The 16,689-nt window shown below is 35.7% G+C and carries 19 protein-coding genes; 7 read left to right on the top strand and 12 right to left on the bottom strand.

What is annotated here, in order from left to right; genetic code table 11:
- Window positions 1-221: 221 nt before the first annotated feature.
- Both ACYP5M_RS17675 and ACYP5M_RS17670 read right to left on the bottom strand, forming a co-directional pair.
- Complete coding sequence (locus ACYP5M_RS17675) at window positions 222-572, bottom strand: VOC family protein (protein ID WP_260356619.1); 351 nt, start codon at window positions 570-572, stop codon at window positions 222-224.
- A 311-nt stretch (window positions 573-883) separates the two neighbouring features.
- Complete coding sequence (locus tag ACYP5M_RS17670; RefSeq protein WP_459735340.1) at window positions 884-1,381, bottom strand: LURP-one-related/scramblase family protein; 498 nt, start codon at window positions 1,379-1,381, stop codon at window positions 884-886.
- 624 nt (window positions 1,382-2,005) lie between these two features.
- On the opposite strand from ACYP5M_RS17670, the gene ACYP5M_RS17665 reads away from it, so the two are divergent.
- Window positions 2,006-2,503, top strand: coding sequence for a VanZ family protein (locus tag ACYP5M_RS17665; RefSeq protein WP_459735339.1), 498 nt, complete (start codon window positions 2,006-2,008; stop codon window positions 2,501-2,503).
- A gap of 486 nt (window positions 2,504-2,989) precedes the next feature.
- On the opposite strand, the gene ACYP5M_RS17660 is transcribed toward ACYP5M_RS17665, so the two are convergent.
- Window positions 2,990-3,427 (bottom strand): VOC family protein, encoded by a 438-nt coding sequence (locus ACYP5M_RS17660; RefSeq protein ID WP_402940264.1) that lies wholly within the window; start codon window positions 3,425-3,427, stop codon window positions 2,990-2,992.
- Between the two features lie 386 nt (window positions 3,428-3,813).
- Between ACYP5M_RS17660 and ACYP5M_RS17655 the strand changes: the two genes are divergently transcribed.
- Together ACYP5M_RS17655 and ACYP5M_RS17650 are read left to right on the top strand one after the other, a co-directional pair.
- On the top strand, window positions 3,814-3,960 hold the full coding sequence (locus ACYP5M_RS17655; RefSeq protein ID WP_459735338.1) for a DUF1796 family putative cysteine peptidase: 147 nt from the start codon (window positions 3,814-3,816) through the stop codon (window positions 3,958-3,960).
- Between the two features lie 32 nt (window positions 3,961-3,992).
- On the top strand, window positions 3,993-4,196 hold the full coding sequence (locus ACYP5M_RS17650; RefSeq protein WP_459735337.1) for a hypothetical protein: 204 nt from the start codon (window positions 3,993-3,995) through the stop codon (window positions 4,194-4,196).
- A gap of 494 nt (window positions 4,197-4,690) precedes the next feature.
- On the opposite strand, the gene ACYP5M_RS17645 is transcribed toward ACYP5M_RS17650, so the two are convergent.
- The 3 genes from ACYP5M_RS17645 to ACYP5M_RS17635 all read right to left on the bottom strand — a co-directional run bounded on the left by ACYP5M_RS17645 (window position 4,691) and on the right by ACYP5M_RS17635 (window position 7,096).
- Window positions 4,691-4,939 carry a hypothetical protein gene (locus tag ACYP5M_RS17645; protein ID WP_459735336.1) on the bottom strand — a complete coding sequence of 83 codons (249 nt, stop codon included), beginning with the start codon at window positions 4,937-4,939 and terminating at the stop codon, window positions 4,691-4,693.
- On the bottom strand, window positions 4,936-6,027 hold the full coding sequence (locus ACYP5M_RS17640) for a GerAB/ArcD/ProY family transporter (RefSeq protein ID WP_101224756.1): 1,092 nt from the start codon (window positions 6,025-6,027) through the stop codon (window positions 4,936-4,938). The genes ACYP5M_RS17645 and ACYP5M_RS17640 overlap by 4 nt, the downstream gene beginning before the upstream one ends.
- 313 nt (window positions 6,028-6,340) lie before the next feature.
- Window positions 6,341-7,096 carry an SDR family NAD(P)-dependent oxidoreductase gene (locus tag ACYP5M_RS17635; RefSeq protein WP_459735335.1) on the bottom strand — a complete coding sequence of 252 codons (756 nt, stop codon included), beginning with the start codon at window positions 7,094-7,096 and terminating at the stop codon, window positions 6,341-6,343.
- 362 nt (window positions 7,097-7,458) lie between these two features.
- Between ACYP5M_RS17635 and ACYP5M_RS17630 the strand changes: the two genes are divergently transcribed.
- Window positions 7,459-7,821 (top strand): hypothetical protein, encoded by a 363-nt coding sequence (locus tag ACYP5M_RS17630; RefSeq protein WP_434168531.1) that lies wholly within the window; start codon window positions 7,459-7,461, stop codon window positions 7,819-7,821.
- A 112-nt stretch (window positions 7,822-7,933) separates the two neighbouring features.
- Here ACYP5M_RS17630 and ACYP5M_RS17625 read toward each other — a convergent pair whose 3' ends face one another.
- The 3 genes from ACYP5M_RS17625 to ACYP5M_RS17615 form a co-directional block, all read right to left on the bottom strand.
- Window positions 7,934-8,128, bottom strand: coding sequence for a hypothetical protein (locus ACYP5M_RS17625; RefSeq protein ID WP_434168530.1), 195 nt, complete (start codon window positions 8,126-8,128; stop codon window positions 7,934-7,936).
- A gap of 136 nt (window positions 8,129-8,264) precedes the next feature.
- The gene (locus tag ACYP5M_RS17620; RefSeq protein ID WP_101224760.1) at window positions 8,265-8,708 is read right to left on the bottom strand and encodes a cell wall hydrolase; all 444 of its coding nucleotides are present in this window, start codon (window positions 8,706-8,708) and stop codon (window positions 8,265-8,267) included.
- Window positions 8,709-8,844: 136 nt separating this feature from the next.
- The gene (locus tag ACYP5M_RS17615; protein WP_459735334.1) at window positions 8,845-9,423 is read right to left on the bottom strand and encodes a LysE family transporter; all 579 of its coding nucleotides are present in this window, start codon (window positions 9,421-9,423) and stop codon (window positions 8,845-8,847) included.
- A 133-nt stretch (window positions 9,424-9,556) separates the two neighbouring features.
- On the opposite strand from ACYP5M_RS17615, the gene ACYP5M_RS17610 reads away from it, so the two are divergent.
- From ACYP5M_RS17610 to ACYP5M_RS17600, 3 genes are all read left to right on the top strand, one after another.
- Entirely contained in the window at window positions 9,557-10,459 is a 903-nt protein-coding gene (locus ACYP5M_RS17610; protein WP_459735333.1) for a LysR family transcriptional regulator, read from the top strand.
- Between the two features lie 236 nt (window positions 10,460-10,695).
- A complete protein-coding gene (locus tag ACYP5M_RS17605; RefSeq protein ID WP_230177749.1) occupies window positions 10,696-11,877 on the top strand; it encodes a YhgE/Pip domain-containing protein in 1,182 nt (393 codons plus the stop codon).
- Between the two features lie 46 nt (window positions 11,878-11,923).
- Complete coding sequence (locus ACYP5M_RS17600; protein WP_230177750.1) at window positions 11,924-12,454, top strand: PadR family transcriptional regulator; 531 nt, start codon at window positions 11,924-11,926, stop codon at window positions 12,452-12,454.
- Between the two features lie 486 nt (window positions 12,455-12,940).
- On the opposite strand, the gene ACYP5M_RS17595 is transcribed toward ACYP5M_RS17600, so the two are convergent.
- From ACYP5M_RS17595 to ACYP5M_RS17585, 3 genes are all read right to left on the bottom strand, one after another.
- The gene (locus ACYP5M_RS17595; RefSeq protein ID WP_101224765.1) at window positions 12,941-13,519 is read right to left on the bottom strand and encodes a TetR/AcrR family transcriptional regulator; all 579 of its coding nucleotides are present in this window, start codon (window positions 13,517-13,519) and stop codon (window positions 12,941-12,943) included.
- 103 nt (window positions 13,520-13,622) lie between these two features.
- A complete protein-coding gene (locus ACYP5M_RS17590; RefSeq protein WP_459735332.1) occupies window positions 13,623-15,266 on the bottom strand; it encodes an amidohydrolase in 1,644 nt (547 codons plus the stop codon).
- Window positions 15,267-15,308: 42 nt separating this feature from the next.
- A complete protein-coding gene (locus tag ACYP5M_RS17585; RefSeq protein ID WP_459735331.1) occupies window positions 15,309-16,676 on the bottom strand; it encodes an APC family permease in 1,368 nt (455 codons plus the stop codon).
- Window positions 16,677-16,689 lie beyond the last annotated feature (13 nt).

Genomic DNA, 16,689 nt, shown 5'->3' with positions numbered 1-16,689 from the left:
ATAATATTCTAATTTTATTTGTTCAACAAAAAATCCTTACTTCCTGCATTGAAGTAAGGATTTCATACTGATTTCTGTAACTGTTATTCAACTAACCTGCCCCTTTAGTTCTATAAGAAAAAGCTGCCTTATAGACAGCCCCGATCTTCAGCTAACGCACCCGTTAGTTTAACAAGAAAAATGACCGCAACAGCGATTTATCTTTAGTCCCATTCAAAAGATTAACACTTGCATACCATTAAATGATTCCCATCAGGGTCTTTGAAATTAAACCAATGATTATGCATAATTTCTGTTGATAATTCCACTTTTCTTTCCTTAATATATTCATATGCTTCGTCTATATTATTACTGTTAAAATGAAAAACTGGAGTTTTAAAAATATTTTCCTCTGAATAAATCTTGCTATCTAAAACAATCCCTATTCCATTCATAGGTACAATATATAAGTGACCGTATAATATCTCACCAGCTGCTGCTAACCCCAATAAGTCACAATACCATTTTCGAGCTTTTTCAATATTACTTACGGGAATAAAAATTGTTCCGATTTGATTTAATATGGGGTTCATATTTCTCACTCCTAAACCGAATTTGTTAAATAAATTCATTCGCTTTAAATTTTATATTCCCTTCTTTATTCAACTAACCTGCCCCAATAGTTCCATAAAGAAAAAGCTGCCTTAAAGACAGCTCCGATCTTCAGCCTGTTAGTTCTATAAGAAATGCGAACCTTATTCAAGAATCGCGCTCGATTACTGAATAACGAATATAAAACCTTGGTACCAAATGGCCTTGTCATTTATTTATGATACGTTTCACCGCACCTATTCAAGCAGTGATTTTTTAAAAACTGTCAGCCTTTTAATTTTACACTTCTACTTTAAATCGACGCTGCTGAGGAAGCAGCTGCTTGATCAGCCTTCACACAATCAATAGCAACAACGAGTGCGATAATAATGGTTTCCATCTCTTCATCTATTATTTGTACCTTGTAGCTATCGCCCCAAGTGAACCATTCCTTGCCCACTTTGCCTACGATTTTACCATGCTGTAAAATTTGAAAATCCATATCCCACCAATTACCATGTACATCAATGCCTGCCGCATCAATTGTATATCGTGCTTTAAAGAAGGAAAATTCCTTCTTTATTGTTAATACCTCTCGACCATTCACCTCAACCAAAAACTTTGGTAAAAAGCTGAACACCTTTTTCGTAATGAGTGCTATTTCATCCCTTGCTGTATTCATAATGGAGAAAGTCTTTGGAACTTGCATAAAACTTCCCTCCACGTAATATATATCCTTCTCCTGCTGATCCTTTACTGTAAATTTCCCGCTAAGACTGAATACCTTCTGCTTTATATAAAGCTGCCTCATACTTATGCCTCCCAACCTTAAGTCTTTTACATTACTTACGTTTGAAATGGGCATTGGTTCCAATCGTATGCATTAAATTCCAAATAATAACTCCACTCAAAAGCGCCTTCTTTTCGGTTCACTTTTGTAAAGTCAGCAATTCTTCCTTCGCAATCTGGCATAATTTTTTAATCAAAACTCGTTTAGAGATCTTTGATTGAAAAGATAAAGTATCATTACTTTATCAAAAATTTGCATCTTTCTTACAAACATCGCAATTTCATTTTAAAGACACAATTACCAATGGCGGATTCCTAAGAAGATTAATAATAAGATCCAAGTATAAATTTAAGAAAAATTTTATATTTACCCCACTTTTTATTTTTAAAGTTTTTCCTATCCTATAAACAAGTTACATCAAGGAGGAGACTAAAAATGAAGAAGAGCAGAAATCAAAACATAAATCTATTTACATACAAAGAATTAACAACCGGATACCAATTACTTAATAGTGAAATAACTGAAAAATTTCCGGAGATGATAGCATAGTGTAAAGTAAGTAGGATATAGCTTAGATTATAAATTTGAAATAGAATTAGGAATCGAGGATTTATATGGAAGAATCAAAAAAAAATAACTGCTGGCTTGTTGGCCGTATATTTATTTGCATTAACATGGATTATAGTCTTTAAAATGCAATTTGCATTTCAAGGCTTGCCGGATTTTAGGGAAATCAACTTAATCCCTTTTGCTGGGTCAGCTAATGTTAATAATCAAATAGATTTTAATGAAATAATCTATAATGTACTTGCATTTATCCCATTTGGAATTTATATCAGTATGCTAAAACCAAATTGGTCTTTCTTGAATAAAATTGCAGTAATAGCAGGAGTTAGTTTGTTATTTGAAGTATTGCAATTCAGCTTTGCTATAGGAGCTAGCGATATAACTGACTTTATGGGAAATACATTAGGTGGAATTATTGGAGTTGGAGTTTATATTGTATTTTGTAAGCTGTTTAGTACAAAAGCAAATAAAATCCTTAATGTTTTAGCTTTGATCGGAACGATATGCATTGTTGCATTATTGCTGTTATTAATATATCTCAGGATTAGTGGTGTTATTATTTATAAAGTTTCCTAAGTAATTGGAAGAATTGCTGTTCATGAAAATTAACAGAGGGTATACCATCAATGACTTTGATACAGCAGGTTCTTTATTTATAAAACAAGAATGACAAATATCACAAGCCACCATTTTGAGGGTGGCTTTTTTTATATCCAGTAAACAAAGTAATGTAAATCCCATACAGTTAAAGGGTTTGGCATCTGTTCGTTTTTTATCATTCATGCATGATTTTATACATTTTTTCACATCAACGTTTTTGGCTTCTGAAAAAGCCTGGTTGCTGCATAAAAATGTGGAGTTTTATCTAACCTCTTATTCAATATAATTGCCCGATTGCGGAACAACTCTATTGTCACTCAACAATTGCCTATCCACTTTTAATTCAGATGTACTTTTCCTTTCACTATAAAAATAATCCTTTTGATAACATCTAAAGGGGCAAAGCATCGTTACTTTATTTTAAATCCACAATTGACCCAACAACCATTAATTACCCTTAATTCATTTGATTTGCTCCGCCAACTCTAAAATAATTCCCTCTGGTCCACGACAGTAGCATAACTTATAACTATCTTCATATTGTTGTATCTCACTAAAGATTTCCGTACCTTTCTTTTTCAATTTGGCAACAAGTGCTTCAATATCTTCAACAGCAAATGCAATATGCCTGATACCCAGGGTATTTGCAAAAGGTTGCTGAATATCTTTTTCATCTGACGGCGTATGAAATTTAATTAGCTCTATCCATGCCTGACCGTCTGGCTTCCCCAATCCTACACATGCTACTTTAACGTCATTAAGCCCACTCATCTTATCCATCAATTCTCCTTCCATCTCCCATTCCCCTTGCACTTCAAGTCCAAAATCGAGAAAAAACTCTTTAGCAGCAGAGAGATCATTTACGATTACACCTACATGATCTATTCTGTGGATCTTCATATTTCATACCTCCTATGTTCCTGTTATTTTGCAATATCCTGTATTCTTAAATCTTAATTCTCTAAAAACAGAAAATATCCTTCTTCAACAAACTGGCCCGTTAGAGCCATAAGAAAAAGCTGCCTTAAAGACAGCACCGATCTTCAGTAACGCACCCTATGCTTTAAGTACAAGAATTTACGAACTTGCTTTCGATAAAAGAAAAGTTTGGTATCTTACTCCTCTGGTTCAACAATGAATAAAGGCTTCCGTGAAAACCTTTTAAACAGAGATATTTAAAGTTATAAACTTTTCATAGTTGACATCTTTTTTACACACATTTTTTAATTGTCCAATCAAATAGAATTGCTCTGATATAGAATATTAAAAAGCAGAGGAGTGATTATTTGAATTTATTGGACATAAAAGGATCATATGAATTGATCGCTGGTTTGGGCAGCTGGTGTGGTCCTGCCCTCCATACAAAGAGGCATGATTTAAGAAGGAATTCATTTCCCTTGGATGGGTTCAGTCTGGTTTTCTCCCTGAAGTAAATAGATTATTAAAGAATAAATTCGAGGGATATATGGAGTTAGAAAATATGCATGAGAAAAATATACTCGCTCATTTTGTTGATGAAGGAAATGTTGTTCTTGAACCAGGGGGTACTCAACCATCAAAAGCCCATTTTATTCATGATAGCCAATATAAGATTGATTCCGTTCATGATTTTCCGAAGATACCAAACCAAGATTGGATTGTTAATATCCAGCATTTAAAAATAAGCTGAATCATCGCATCCAAAACTTCTTTACAAAAATCGAACATAGTAAAAATACTTTATTCATCAGATATGAGTGGTCAACGGCGAACTATGAAGATATTATTGAATTACAATCTATTTTATCTCAACTTACAACGGGTAAGTTTAACCTATTGTTTATGCAGCCGGTAGATGGTCTAAAAGGAGTTACTGACATGAACTGGCCACATGATGGGATATGCTTTGTACGAGTTCCTCGTAATGATCCCAGTAATAATGCCATTTGGGATCAGGTTTTAGAAGGGATATCATTAACGAATTAAAAAAGATGACCCTTTTATGCTGCCTTCTCCTATATGAAGTATTTCATAAAAAGATAAATATATAGGCAGGGTTTCCTGGCTTTTTTTTATTAAATACTTTCAAATTAATATATATACAAAAATGAGTAATTGCTTTTTTTCTAAAAAGATCAGAATAGTGCCATAAATATTGGATGTAAATGTGAAGATACTGGGTTACTAACCTGCCGTTAACTCCATAAGATATTGTGAATTTAACCCCAAACTAAGCTGATAGAGGTTCTGTAATAGCTCATTTAAAAATAGACGCTTGCTTTGATGCGGCTTGGCAGACAGTCGGCGGAAAGGGAGCGGATTTCTGACATCACCTGGAACGGTTTTTAAAATAAAAAACTGCAGGCAAACTCTCTTTTCTTCAAGTTTGTCTACAGTCTGAGTAATATATTTATATAAATGATAATTTGTCATAAACGTTTTCTCGATTTTTTTATGCTTATTAAAACAAAAAGAAGCGGCAAGTATAAAACAAGGAAGCCCACGCTGTATGGATTGATTATTTTATTTAATACATATAAGGAATCGACATCGAAAAAAAATATACTGACAAGCAATATGATTATGGACATTACCCATAAGGGATACATTTGCTGGACGTTGAATAAGCGCTTGACACCCCTGCTGGCAGCCCACAAAGGAATGACCATGTTGGGAATGATGACGATGGCCCACCAAGAAACAGTTATGTATTCGAAACGTTGAATAAAGGGGAATTCAATGACACTGGTCAATGAGAGTGTTGGCCATAGGGTAAGGACCAACTGTTTCTGTGAATAGAAGACTGTCGAAACAAAATAAAGTAATAGGATCAATAACGTAGTGGCCAAGGCTCCTCCATGAGCATATTTTTGTGATGTTTCAGGATTTTTGATGAATGGATAAAACATCAGGATCATTTCAAAACCAAGCATTGATAATGAAGTACTTCTAGTTCCTTTCATTATTTCCATTAAAGTATGATCGAAAATAGGAAGAAAACCATTGAAATCTGCGTATTTAAAACCATATAATGGTACAAATAATAGCCAGTATGAAACGATTACGGTTAAAAAGGCTATACCCGTAATGGTTCGGAAACCTCCCGTACATATATAATAAATCAGGATCAGGAAAACCAAAGCAAATGCCCAAGATGGTATCTCTTCAAACATCCAAACATGAATGACATTTATATAGCCGATTATGACCGTCATTCCAAGGGCGAAAAAGTACAGAATGAATAAGAGACTAAAGATATTTCCGATCCATTTACCAAATGCATGATTATTAGCAGAAATGATATCACCGGGAACAATACTGAAAATCTTATATATAAGCCAAATTAATATATGAACAATCAGTCCGGCTAGGAGTATGGAGATCCAGCCATCGGTTCCCGTCGCCTTGGCTAAATCTCTTTGAAAATTTAACACGCCTAACCCAGTTTGCATGGAATGCAGTAAAAAAAACACATAAAATGGCGATACCTTATACTTTTCATTCACACCAGCTTGGTTCATACAGGACCCTCATTTATATCACTTATATTTCCTATGTTAATAATCTGGCTTTTACAGGAGTAATTTATTCAAAGGATACAAACGTTAAGTTCCGAATCACAATCTCGCGACTCTCTTAAATTATTAAGATTTAAACAACAACTGAACGGAAGGTTACATTCCTAAATAGAATTGGTATCAATTCTACAACCTTTAACCTTCTCTTCTAAGATCTAAAAATCTTAGGTATGCTTCTCAATTGTAGGTTAAAAGCTAATTCACATAAAAATACGGCGTAAAAAATTTACACCGTTAAGTCTTTTTTTAAGAATTCTTATTTAGATTTGAAGCTTAGGAAACCATCGTCAACAGGAATTGTTTGACCATTAATTGCACTGGCCCCTTCACTAAACAAGAACGTAACTACGCTAGCTACGTGCTTCGGTTGGATGAGCTTTTCCCGCATATGCTGTGCAGCTAGAGCATTTTTCACTTCTTCATTGTCACCAAGTATTGGCGTATCGATGAATCCTGGAGCAACTCCTACGACTCGGATACCATGTTCAGCTAACTCTAATGCCCCGGATTTAGACATCATGACCACAGCTGCCTTAGCTGCGTTATAATTAAAGCTGCCAACTGCTGCCATTGTTCCATAAATTGATGCTGTATTAACGATAGTACCTTTTACATTTAATTCAACCATCTTTTTAGCTCCATAATACATCCCATAATATACACTGTGTTGGTCAACATCAATGACCCGATGATATGATTCTGGATCCATCTCCAAGAAAGGTTTTACCAGACCAATTCCAGCATTGTTAAAGATCCCGTTTAAAGTACTGAATCTTTCTACTGTCCAATCAATAAGGGCACTAACTTCATCACCTTTTGATACATCAACTTTATAGGAAGCTGCCATACCAGATGCGGCTTCTATCTCAGCAACCACTTCCTTGGCAGAATTTTCATTATAATCTGCAATTACTATGGATGCACCTTTTGTTGATAGCTGCAATGCAGTCTCCTTTCCGATTCCGCTGCCCCCACCTGTTACTATAATTACTTTCCCATTTAATTCGGTCATCATTTAGCCCCCTTCAACTTATGTACCATCTAATAACCTTCCATTTAAAGTTTTATCGTTTTATCTATTTTTAATACCGTAGACTTCTTATTGAGGTGTCCCGTTAGTTCAATGAAAAAAGCGATCCTATTAAAGAATCGCGCACGTTTGCTGAAGATTTATTGTCATTACATATTGAACTTTAGCCCCAATTAATTTAAAAGATTTATAACTATCTAGATTCCTGTAAAATTCTTCTAGCATGAAATATTCCCCTTACAGGAAAGCACCATCACTGTAAGGATGTTTAAAAAAACGGCCCATAGCACAATAATATAGGCAACGTATGTCTGTCTTTATTCCACCAAAGGAGAGGTATCCATTTGAAGATCTCTTCAATATCATTCAAAGAACCTCCAGTTTATCATGAATTCCCTCCCCTATATGAAGGTTTAGGGCTGCCTGAGTTATCTTCATTCATTCAGCAACGATTTGAATTCGCATATACTTTGGGGAAAGTCGAAAGGACGGGGCTTGGCAGCATTCGTTTTTATAAAAGGCGGGGTAATTTCGAAGTTCTTATACCTGATAAGTTACCAGGAGTGGGACCAATAAAGCTTCGGAAATTAAAGGGGTTGTTACTGGAGGAAGTAAAAACGGCTTTCATCGAAAATATTGAATCCGAACGAGAAAAGCGGAAGGTCTACCACGGAGAATTTCGTCGCCCTCGGAAAGACATTGAATAGGTGTGCTTTTCTACAAACTGGCGTCTGTTTGAGTAAGATCATTGTTGTCTTTTTGAATTTATTTTTAAAAGATTCCCACTAAAAAAAGGTTACCGCAGCAACCTCCCTCATTTTACTGATCCGTTTTATTTTCATTATCTAAATCATCATCAAGAAAAGACTTTTTATCTTCTTTAACCCCATATTTTTTTTCAAGAAATTGACCGATAATTGAATTGTTAATTCCTTTTCTTACTGCTGTTTCAATAACTATATAGAGAATGAATAACCCAACAGTAAAATAAACAAAAAATATTATAGCCTCCACTAAAAGTCCCCCAAACAATAATCCGTTTTTTACTATATTTTACCATAAAATCCATATTACCTTTTTGAAATGCCCGATTGTTGCATAAAAAAAGGAGCTGCTGATCAGCTCCTTGAAATGAAATAATAGCTCCCAGTCAACCTCCGGTATAAACACTTTCACATGTTCCAGGTTTTGGTTCATAATAACAATGATTTTTAAATTGACCAGCAAAAGGTTGATCGTACCATGTTGGAGGGCACGGGGCATATGGATTAAAATACCAAAGGGCATATTTCCCTGGGTGTTCCCTCCAATAATCCAAATTCTGTTTTGCTAATCTTTTTTCAGCAGATCTTGCTCTTTGATAAAATACATTACCTTTTTGAACTGCTTCAAAAGAATAATTTCCTCCTTGTACTTGATAAATGACCTGTGGAATTGTTCTTAAATCTATAAAGTCTATACAATTCGCTTTAAGACGATTAACAATTACATTTCCAACATATAACATCCCTTGTTTTCCTTCACCTTCGGCTTCTGCTCTCATCATCCTTGCCATTAAGTCGACATCTGAGCTCCGGTAACTTACTCTTGCCATTTTTTCACCCCAAAAATATCGTATGAAAAAAAGACCTCATTAATGTCATTGTTCATAAATTAAGATTGCTTAATTTTTTTTAAGCTTACCGTTTTTAAGCAAGCTAAGAACTTAAAGACAGCTACTTTTTGAGTAATCACAGAAAAATTGTACCGGCAGAGTAAATCAATAATAGACACATAATTAACCGAAAGGACTTATCATGTTTAGCAAAAAAATCTTTAAAAAGCGAGCCGAATCCAGACCACAGAAGCAATGCCATCCATCCCAGAAAAATCGTTAAAGCTAAATATATAGCAACGAATTCAAGCGACTCATTAAACGGTAAAATAAACACACTCAACACGGTTAAATAGAACAAAATGCTTTTGACATTGATGATTTGAAGAATGAAGCCTGATATAAAAGAAGACTGCACATCTCTGGATTCCTTCTTTGACCCTTTGGGCATACTAATCTGCCAAGCTAAGTAAAGAAGATATGCGGCACCGGCCATTTTAAAATATGGCTCCACGATAGGTATCCAATTGTAGAGGCTTGTTGTAAATACTCCGCTCATGATCCCTAATACTGCAAATCCTGCCATGATGCCGCTAGTGAACCTCCAAGACCCAAAGAAGCCAAACCTCCTTGCTTCATTCATCAATAAGATGTTACTTGGACCCGGCGTAATCGAAGTAATCATCACATATGAAAGAAACGCTACTATACTCATAATCTCACCTTCATTCACTATTTCCTAACGAACAGTCTTTATTGTAAGATGACTATAACCATTAATAAAATTGAAATTAAAAAATTCGTTATCATTTTTTTCGATACATCAACCATCTTAAGGAGCCGACGATATGGAAATTAGACACCTTAAAACGTTTCTGACCATTGTAGAGATAGGAAGTTATACAGGGACTGCTTCAAAGTTGGGTTATACTCAATCCACGATAACTTCTCATATACAGGCGCTTGAACATGAGATTGGCGGGGAACTTTTCACTTATGCAAATAGAAATTTGCAGCTTACTCATATAGGCAGGGACTTAATACCTTTAGCGGAGGATTTACTTTCCACTCACGAACAGATCAAGAACATGCGGAGTACCCACGAAGTTAAAGGTGTTTTAAAAGTGGCTGCGCCAGAGTCTTTAACAATCTCCAGGTTAGGTCCAATAATAAGGGATTATTCATTACAATATCCTAATGTAAAAATCATATTAACCAACGGTCCATGTGGACAAAACCATATCGACTTAATAAGTGGGCAGGTAGATGTCGCTTTAATGGTCTATCCGGAAATAAAACCGAAGAAATGCATTCATTATTCTTTAATTGAGGAGAGAATCGTTCTTGTGAGCAGTCTTGACGGTCCTGATCATTTTGATGCATATAAAAATATCAGCACAAATACCAACCATTTCTTCATCACAAATGAAGAAGGCTGCAGTTATCGGACCATGTTTGAAAAATATTTAATAAAGCATGAAATGGATATCTTTCAAACCATGGAGTTATGGAGTATTGAAGCAATCAAACAGATTGTCATGAGCGGACTTGGATTTTCGGTATTGCCTTATATTACAGTGAAAGATGAAGTGGAGAGCGGCAAGCTGAAAATCCTTAATCATTCAGAAAATCTCGATCCCATTTATTCCTATATGCTGATAAAAAAGAAGAAATGGCTGTCTCCAGCAGTAGAGGCTTTTGTTGAAGTTGTATTAAACAGGTTTAATGACACTGAGAAAATGAGTATCTAAATCGTTGTCATATATGCTAGTCAGAGAAGTGCCGAAGGAATCAAAATGCCCCCCCCCTCCCTATTAGTTACTCGCAACAAAGCAGAAGTTTTGACGTTCTGCTTTGTTGCGAGTTTTTCATATACATAAATTTTTTCAATTGACTTTTTATAAAAAATAAAATAAAATTCAAAGTACTCTAATTAAAGTACTTCAAATTGAGTAAAATACTGAAATTAAAAGGATGGATTCAACATATGAAATTTACTGCATTCTTAAAAACAAGAGGTGCAACAGCGGCAATCTTTATGGGGATTTTCTATGCAGTTGCCATGCTAGGCATCTTCTTGCCTGGGTATACAGCCATTCCAGGAAATGTCGATAAATTACCGATCGCCATCATCAATGATGATGCTGGTAAAAATGGAGCGATGATCGCCGAAAATTTACAAGAAAATTTACCCTTTAAAGAAATCGAGACGGATATAACCAATAAACAAGCCTTAAAAGATTTGGAGCACAATGATTTAGCATTAGTCGTTCACATCCCAAAAACCTTCTCTGAGAATATACAAAAAGGTGAAGCGTCATCAAGCATCGATTTTACAATCAATGAGGCAGGGGCAACGGTCGTTTCTTCTACCATGAATGCGATCGTAACTGAAATTAACAGTCAGTTAAGCACACAATTCTCGCAACAAACAGCTCAGGGCGTATTGATGAACTTTAATGTACCAGAAAAGCAAGCCGCTGAATTAGCCGAAAAGATTGAGAAATCCTATGTAGGAAATGTCGTTACAATCAACGAAATACCGGATGGCATGAATCATAATATGCTGCCTATGTTCTTAACAATGGCCGGTTATGTAGGGGCGATGATCGGGGCGATGCAATTAGTGGGTGCATTTAGAGCCAGCCGGGGAAAAGCAAGCAAAACACGGTTATTCACTTATGTGCAAATGGCTGCATTATTGATTGCAGTGGTTTCATCAATCATCGCTGTAGGTGTAGCATATTTAATTGACAAGCCGAGCGGTGACCTATTCTTCGGTATAGTAGGTCAACAAATACTAAACTATATGGTATGTTTTAATTTCACTGCGATTTTAATCTTCTTATTTGGTGAAGGCGGCATGATTTTAAACTTACCGATTTTATTAATGCAAACAATAGCTAATGGTGCCACTATCACACGTGATATGATGCATTTACCGTATGAATGGATGAGCCACATTTCACCGATGTATTACTCGGTGCAAGCATACTTTGCTAACCTATTTGGCAGCATCAGTCCAAGTCCATATATTTGGTCAATGGCTGCGGTAGGTGCCGTTGCAATGCTAATTAATATGGCTATTGTCGCGTTTTTACAAAAACCAATGCCAGTACAGGTTTCTGAAACAGAAGTTGAAAAGAAAGCGGCAGAAATCTCAGCTTAGTTTTTGCTACAATAAGGAGATAATACTTCTTAAAGGAGCGTAGTAAATGTCTATTCAAATTTTTATATTGAGCAAGCTGATGGAGGATAAAAACTATCCTTATAAATTAAAAAAACAGCTTTCAGAACCCATTCCGTTGGATCGCCTGGGTGGGTTAACTGAAAGTAAACTGTACTACCATTTTGAATCATTAGTAAAACAAGGTTTAGTCGAACCAGTTGAAGTCATAAAAGAAGAACATCGGCCAGATAAACAAGTATTTGCGATTACGGCTAAGGGTCGCGAAGAACTACCAAAGAAAATCTATAAATTATTTGAAAGTGCGGATGAAATTAAGGATATGATTGTAGGTTTAGCCAACATCAAGTATGTAGATCGGGACAAAGTAGTAGAAATACTAGAAAAAAAAGTAAAGTCCATCAAGGCTATTTGGGAGCAGCTAGGGAATTTCGAGTCAGAACCTAATGGCAACGAGAATATTCGTGAATTTTTGGGTAGCTATTTTTCGACCAGGACTGATCACACAATATATTGGTTTGAAGAGTTAATTAAAAGGATTAAGTCAAAGGAATTGTAAGTTTACTTTAAAGCAGGATTTTTGGCAGGTATTCCTAGCTTCAGATTAAAAATAAGATTTACGTGTAGATGACGACCATGCTAATCACATAACCAAAAATAATAATAAAGCTATGTGAAACCTTATATTCACATAGCTTTTATTATATTTAAAAAACATACTCGGTATGAGCAAGGCAGACTGTAGACAAATTTGATATTAATTAGGATTGCCTACATTTTTTGAGGGAGTGTTAGAATATGAACGTTGATTTCCACTCCAGGCACTCGCTTTCCGCGGGCGTTCCGGGAGCCTCCTCGGCGCCTATGCGCATTGCGGTGTCTCCCCTGGACACGCTTTTCCCGCAGGGGTCTCGAACACCCGATCCAATCAACTTTGTTTAAAAATTCAGATGGAATCCCTATTGTCGACAAACTCACTTACTCTATATGAGCAAATAATGTATTCCTATTAGATAGCTTTTAGAGCATGAACTGTTTGAATGTATCATCCACTTAGTCCATACCAAAAATTTTCCCATATATTCTGAATTCTAGGTTCCATATTCTCTTTTCCATAATAAGAAAATTCCATGAATATCCCATCAATCAAACAGAGATAGGACATGATTAAGTTCTCGATTGTCCCTTGGCGTATTTCTTTTTTGTCAATTCCTTCGACAAAGATATCATGTAAGATAGCGGAAAATGATTCTTCAGATCTAAGGAATTTATCATTTAATATGTGCTTCAAATGCTCCGGCGGGAAAATCATTGCCCTCTTTAAAAAAGTTGCTTTATCTTCATGGTTTTTATAATAGTTACAAGTATCAAGAAGGATATGCTTTAACTTTTCTTCAGAAGAGAGTGTATTTATTTCTTCGACAAATTGTTCGACCTGGTTTATATGCTCTTCTAGTATTTCTTCAAACAGACACAAGAAAAGGTCATCCTTATTTTTGAAATGGTTATAGATTGAGGGTTTTTGTATACCTACCCTCTTGGCAATTTCCGATAAAGCTGTTCCCTCGTATCCATACTTGGTAAAAAGCGTTAAGGAAATGTTTTTAATTTCATTTTTTGTCATAATGATCCCCCAAACTATCTAACGTTAGTTAATATCATTATAAACTCATTTCCCTTTTTAAACTAAAGATTTGATACCTCTGTTTCTCTAAATGATTAGAGAATTAGAATATGCTGGATAAAGATGTTTCTTCACTTTTATACACAACTTCCCCATCGTTTATTGTAAGTTCCACTTTAGCTTTGAGCACTTCACTTTCTGGAATATCGAAAAGATTTCTGTCTAAAACCACAAGATCAGCAAGTTTTCCCTCTTCTATTGTACCTAGCTCATGCTCTCTGAAACTTCCATAGGCTGAGCCATATGTATATGCTTGCAATGCCTCTGCCAAAGTGAGCTTTTGTTCAGGATGCCATGTGTTTTTTGGATCTCCACTGCTATCAACTCTTGTAATGGCAGTATATATTTGCCGCATTGGATTTAATGAGATGGAAACCGGAAAGTCTGTTCCTAATGCTAAAGATGCACCTGAATTTAAAAGCGACTTCGTCAGGAAAACATTTTTTTCCCTTTCAGGACCTATAATTGAAGAATATACCTCTCTTGATGAAGCAGCCATGTGATCAGGCTGCATCGAGGCAATGACCCCTAGTTTGGAAAAACGTTCAATGTCATCCGAATCGATTACTTCAATATGTTCTATTGTATGCCTTGAGTCTCTTTTTCCATTCTTACGTACTGCTTCTTCAAAAGCGTCTAAAGCTAAACGAATTGCCGCATCTCCAATAGCGTGAAACCGGATTCTAAATCCAAGTTCATCTGCTTTAACAACTCGATCAATCAATACTTCTGGATTTAGAGCTGGATGACCACAGATATCCACTTGATCGGAGTAAGGTTTCAGGAAGTAAGCGGTATGACCCGTGACTGTTCCATCAACAAATTGCTTTAATCCTGAAAATTGAAGTTTCTTTGATTCATATTTATTTCTCAGCTTTTGGGCTTTATCCAAATTGCCATCTAATTCAGGAGTGATATGAAATCTAGTCGTTAATTTTCCTTGCTTATCTAATTTCTCGAAAAGGTCATAGTCTTGAAGGAAGTCATCTATTGGAGCAAACAAATCGTTTACAGAAGTAATCCCATATTGCGATAACAATCTTAAATACTTTTTTAGTATCGTTTCTTTTTTATCTTGTGTTAACCGTAATGCCTCTTTTAAAACGATTTGCTGGGCTTCTTCATATAAAATCCCAGTAAGTAAACCATTCTTATCTCTTTCATAGCGACCAAAATCCGGATCACGTATATCCTCAGTAACTCCTGCTAAATCCATGGCCTTACTGTTCACCCATGTATAATGACCTTCAGCATGAAAAAGAACAACAGGACGATCTGGAATAACAGCATCAAGTATTTTATAATGGGGCTCTTGTTTATCATGCCAATAACCTGCGTCCCATTGCATACCAATGATCCATTCTTCCTCAGGACATTCTTTAGAAAATTCCAGTACTTTTGCAGCTACTTCATGAGCTGACCTGGCTTCAAATAAATTGACACTATTTAAACTTAGGGCACTAAACATGATGTGGAGATGAAAATCATGAAAACCAGGCATAATTAATTGATTTCCATAGTTAAATACTTTTGTCTCACTACCTATAAAAGGTTCAATCTCCGCTTTTGATCCTACACTCATAATTTTGTCACCTAAGATAGCAATTGCACCAGACGTCGGCTCTTGTGCAAGCCCTGTAAAAATAGCATCACTGGAAAGAACAATATCCGCGTTTTTAATAGCCATGGAGTTTACCTCTTTTCATTCAAAATAATAAACAGTAACTGATCATTGCACTAGTTTTACATCAAATTCTTCTTTTTGCTCTGCAAAATTCAGTTCAGGAGGACGTTCCTTAAACATTTTAGTTAAGTACAATAAATATATGAACCCTACTGCCATCCAAGTAATCCCTAATACTAAAGAATGGATATCTAACTTTGTCATAAACAATATAGTTATACCGGTGCCTATTAAGGGAAGAAGTAAATATAAAACGATACTTTTAGGCGATCTCTGCTTCTGCCTCACAAAATAATGGATAAGCACTGAAAGATTAACGAATGTAAAAGCAAACAGGGCTCCAAAGTTAATGAAAGAAGTAGCTGTTGCGATATCCAAAAATACAGCACTCATTGCAACACAAGCAATGATTAGGATATTGAAAATGGGCGTTTGGAATTTTGGAGAAACATATCCGAAAACCCTCTTAGGCAGAACATTATCTCTCCCCATTGCATATAAGATCCTAGCTCCGCTGCCTCCTGAAGCTATTGCAGAAGCAGTAGCAGATGTCACTACCACGGAAATAAACAAACTATTCAGAAAATTACCCCCGGTATAAATCATGATATCCACTATAGCTGTATCAGGGTTCTTAAAAGCATTGAAGTTCGGGAAAATGGATTGTGCAAAATAGGTAGATGCAACAAATAATACCCCCCCGATCAATGTCGTAGCATAAATAGCTTTAGGAAGTGTTTTTTTCGGATTTTTGGTTTCTTCAGCTAATGTTGTAACCGCATCAAACCCAAGAAAACTAAAACATAATAGAGGTACAATCGAGAGCAGATTATTAAAATTTACGTCAGGACTAAAAAACGGATCCTTCGAAAACAACTCTCCGGTACCTTTTCCTGCTAAAAGTCCATTTATACAAAGCAGGCTGAAGATAATGATAAAAAGAAATTGAAATAACACCAAAAAGGTATTCACATTTGCAGCAACCTTAATCCCAAAAATATTAATGGTAGTCACACCTATAATAAAAGAAATAATAACTGCAATGATAGGAATACCAGGGAAGTAAGCATTCACCATAATCCCAAAAAGTAAAGCACTGATCATAGGACTGAAAAGATAATCCAATAAAATTACCCATCCTACCAGAAAACCAAGATGTGAATTAATTCCTTTCTGCACAAAGGTATAAGCTGAACCTGTAGTCGGATACACCTGAACCATTTTTGCGTAACTATATGAAGTGAACAGCATGACAATTAAAGCAATTATATATGCTGTCGGAATCATTCCCTGGGTACGATCAATGGCGATACCATATGTGCTAAAGACTGTCACAGGCGCCATAAAGGAAAGTCCAAATACAATAACATATCTTGCATTTAGTGAACGCTTAAGCTCGGGTAATCCTTTCATCGCAAAGAGCTGC

It is taken from the genome of Peribacillus sp. N1 (assembly GCF_054600815.1).
This window is presented reverse-complemented; position numbering and strand designations above follow the sequence as displayed.

What these genes read in the sequence shown, in the direction of transcription:
- ACYP5M_RS17675 (WP_260356619.1), bottom strand. Translation starts at nt 572, where the DNA reads ATGAACCCCATATTAAATCAAATCGGAACAATTTTTATTCCCGTAAGT.
- ACYP5M_RS17670 (WP_459735340.1), bottom strand. Translation starts at nt 1,381, where the DNA reads ATGAGGCAGCTTTATATAAAGCAGAAGGTATTCAGTCTTAGCGGGAAA.
- ACYP5M_RS17660 (WP_402940264.1), bottom strand. Translation starts at nt 3,427, where the DNA reads ATGAAGATCCACAGAATAGATCATGTAGGTGTAATCGTAAATGATCTC.
- ACYP5M_RS17650 (WP_459735337.1), top strand. Translation starts at nt 3,993, where the DNA reads ATGGAGTTAGAAAATATGCATGAGAAAAATATACTCGCTCATTTTGTT.
- ACYP5M_RS17645 (WP_459735336.1), bottom strand. Translation starts at nt 4,939, where the DNA reads ATGACAAATTATCATTTATATAAATATATTACTCAGACTGTAGACAAA.
- ACYP5M_RS17640 (WP_101224756.1), bottom strand. Translation starts at nt 6,027, where the DNA reads ATGAACCAAGCTGGTGTGAATGAAAAGTATAAGGTATCGCCATTTTAT.
- ACYP5M_RS17635 (WP_459735335.1), bottom strand. Translation starts at nt 7,096, where the DNA reads ATGACCGAATTAAATGGGAAAGTAATTATAGTAACAGGTGGGGGCAGC.
- ACYP5M_RS17620 (WP_101224760.1), bottom strand. Translation starts at nt 8,708, where the DNA reads ATGGCAAGAGTAAGTTACCGGAGCTCAGATGTCGACTTAATGGCAAGG.
- ACYP5M_RS17615 (WP_459735334.1), bottom strand. Translation starts at nt 9,423, where the DNA reads ATGAGTATAGTAGCGTTTCTTTCATATGTGATGATTACTTCGATTACG.
- ACYP5M_RS17610 (WP_459735333.1), top strand. Translation starts at nt 9,557, where the DNA reads ATGGAAATTAGACACCTTAAAACGTTTCTGACCATTGTAGAGATAGGA.
- ACYP5M_RS17605 (WP_230177749.1), top strand. Translation starts at nt 10,696, where the DNA reads ATGAAATTTACTGCATTCTTAAAAACAAGAGGTGCAACAGCGGCAATC.
- ACYP5M_RS17600 (WP_230177750.1), top strand. Translation starts at nt 11,924, where the DNA reads ATGTCTATTCAAATTTTTATATTGAGCAAGCTGATGGAGGATAAAAAC.
- ACYP5M_RS17595 (WP_101224765.1), bottom strand. Translation starts at nt 13,519, where the DNA reads ATGACAAAAAATGAAATTAAAAACATTTCCTTAACGCTTTTTACCAAG.
- ACYP5M_RS17590 (WP_459735332.1), bottom strand. Translation starts at nt 15,266, where the DNA reads ATGGCTATTAAAAACGCGGATATTGTTCTTTCCAGTGATGCTATTTTT.
- ACYP5M_RS17585 (WP_459735331.1), bottom strand. Translation starts at nt 16,676, where the DNA reads ATGAAAGGATTACCCGAGCTTAAGCGTTCACTAAATGCAAGATATGTT.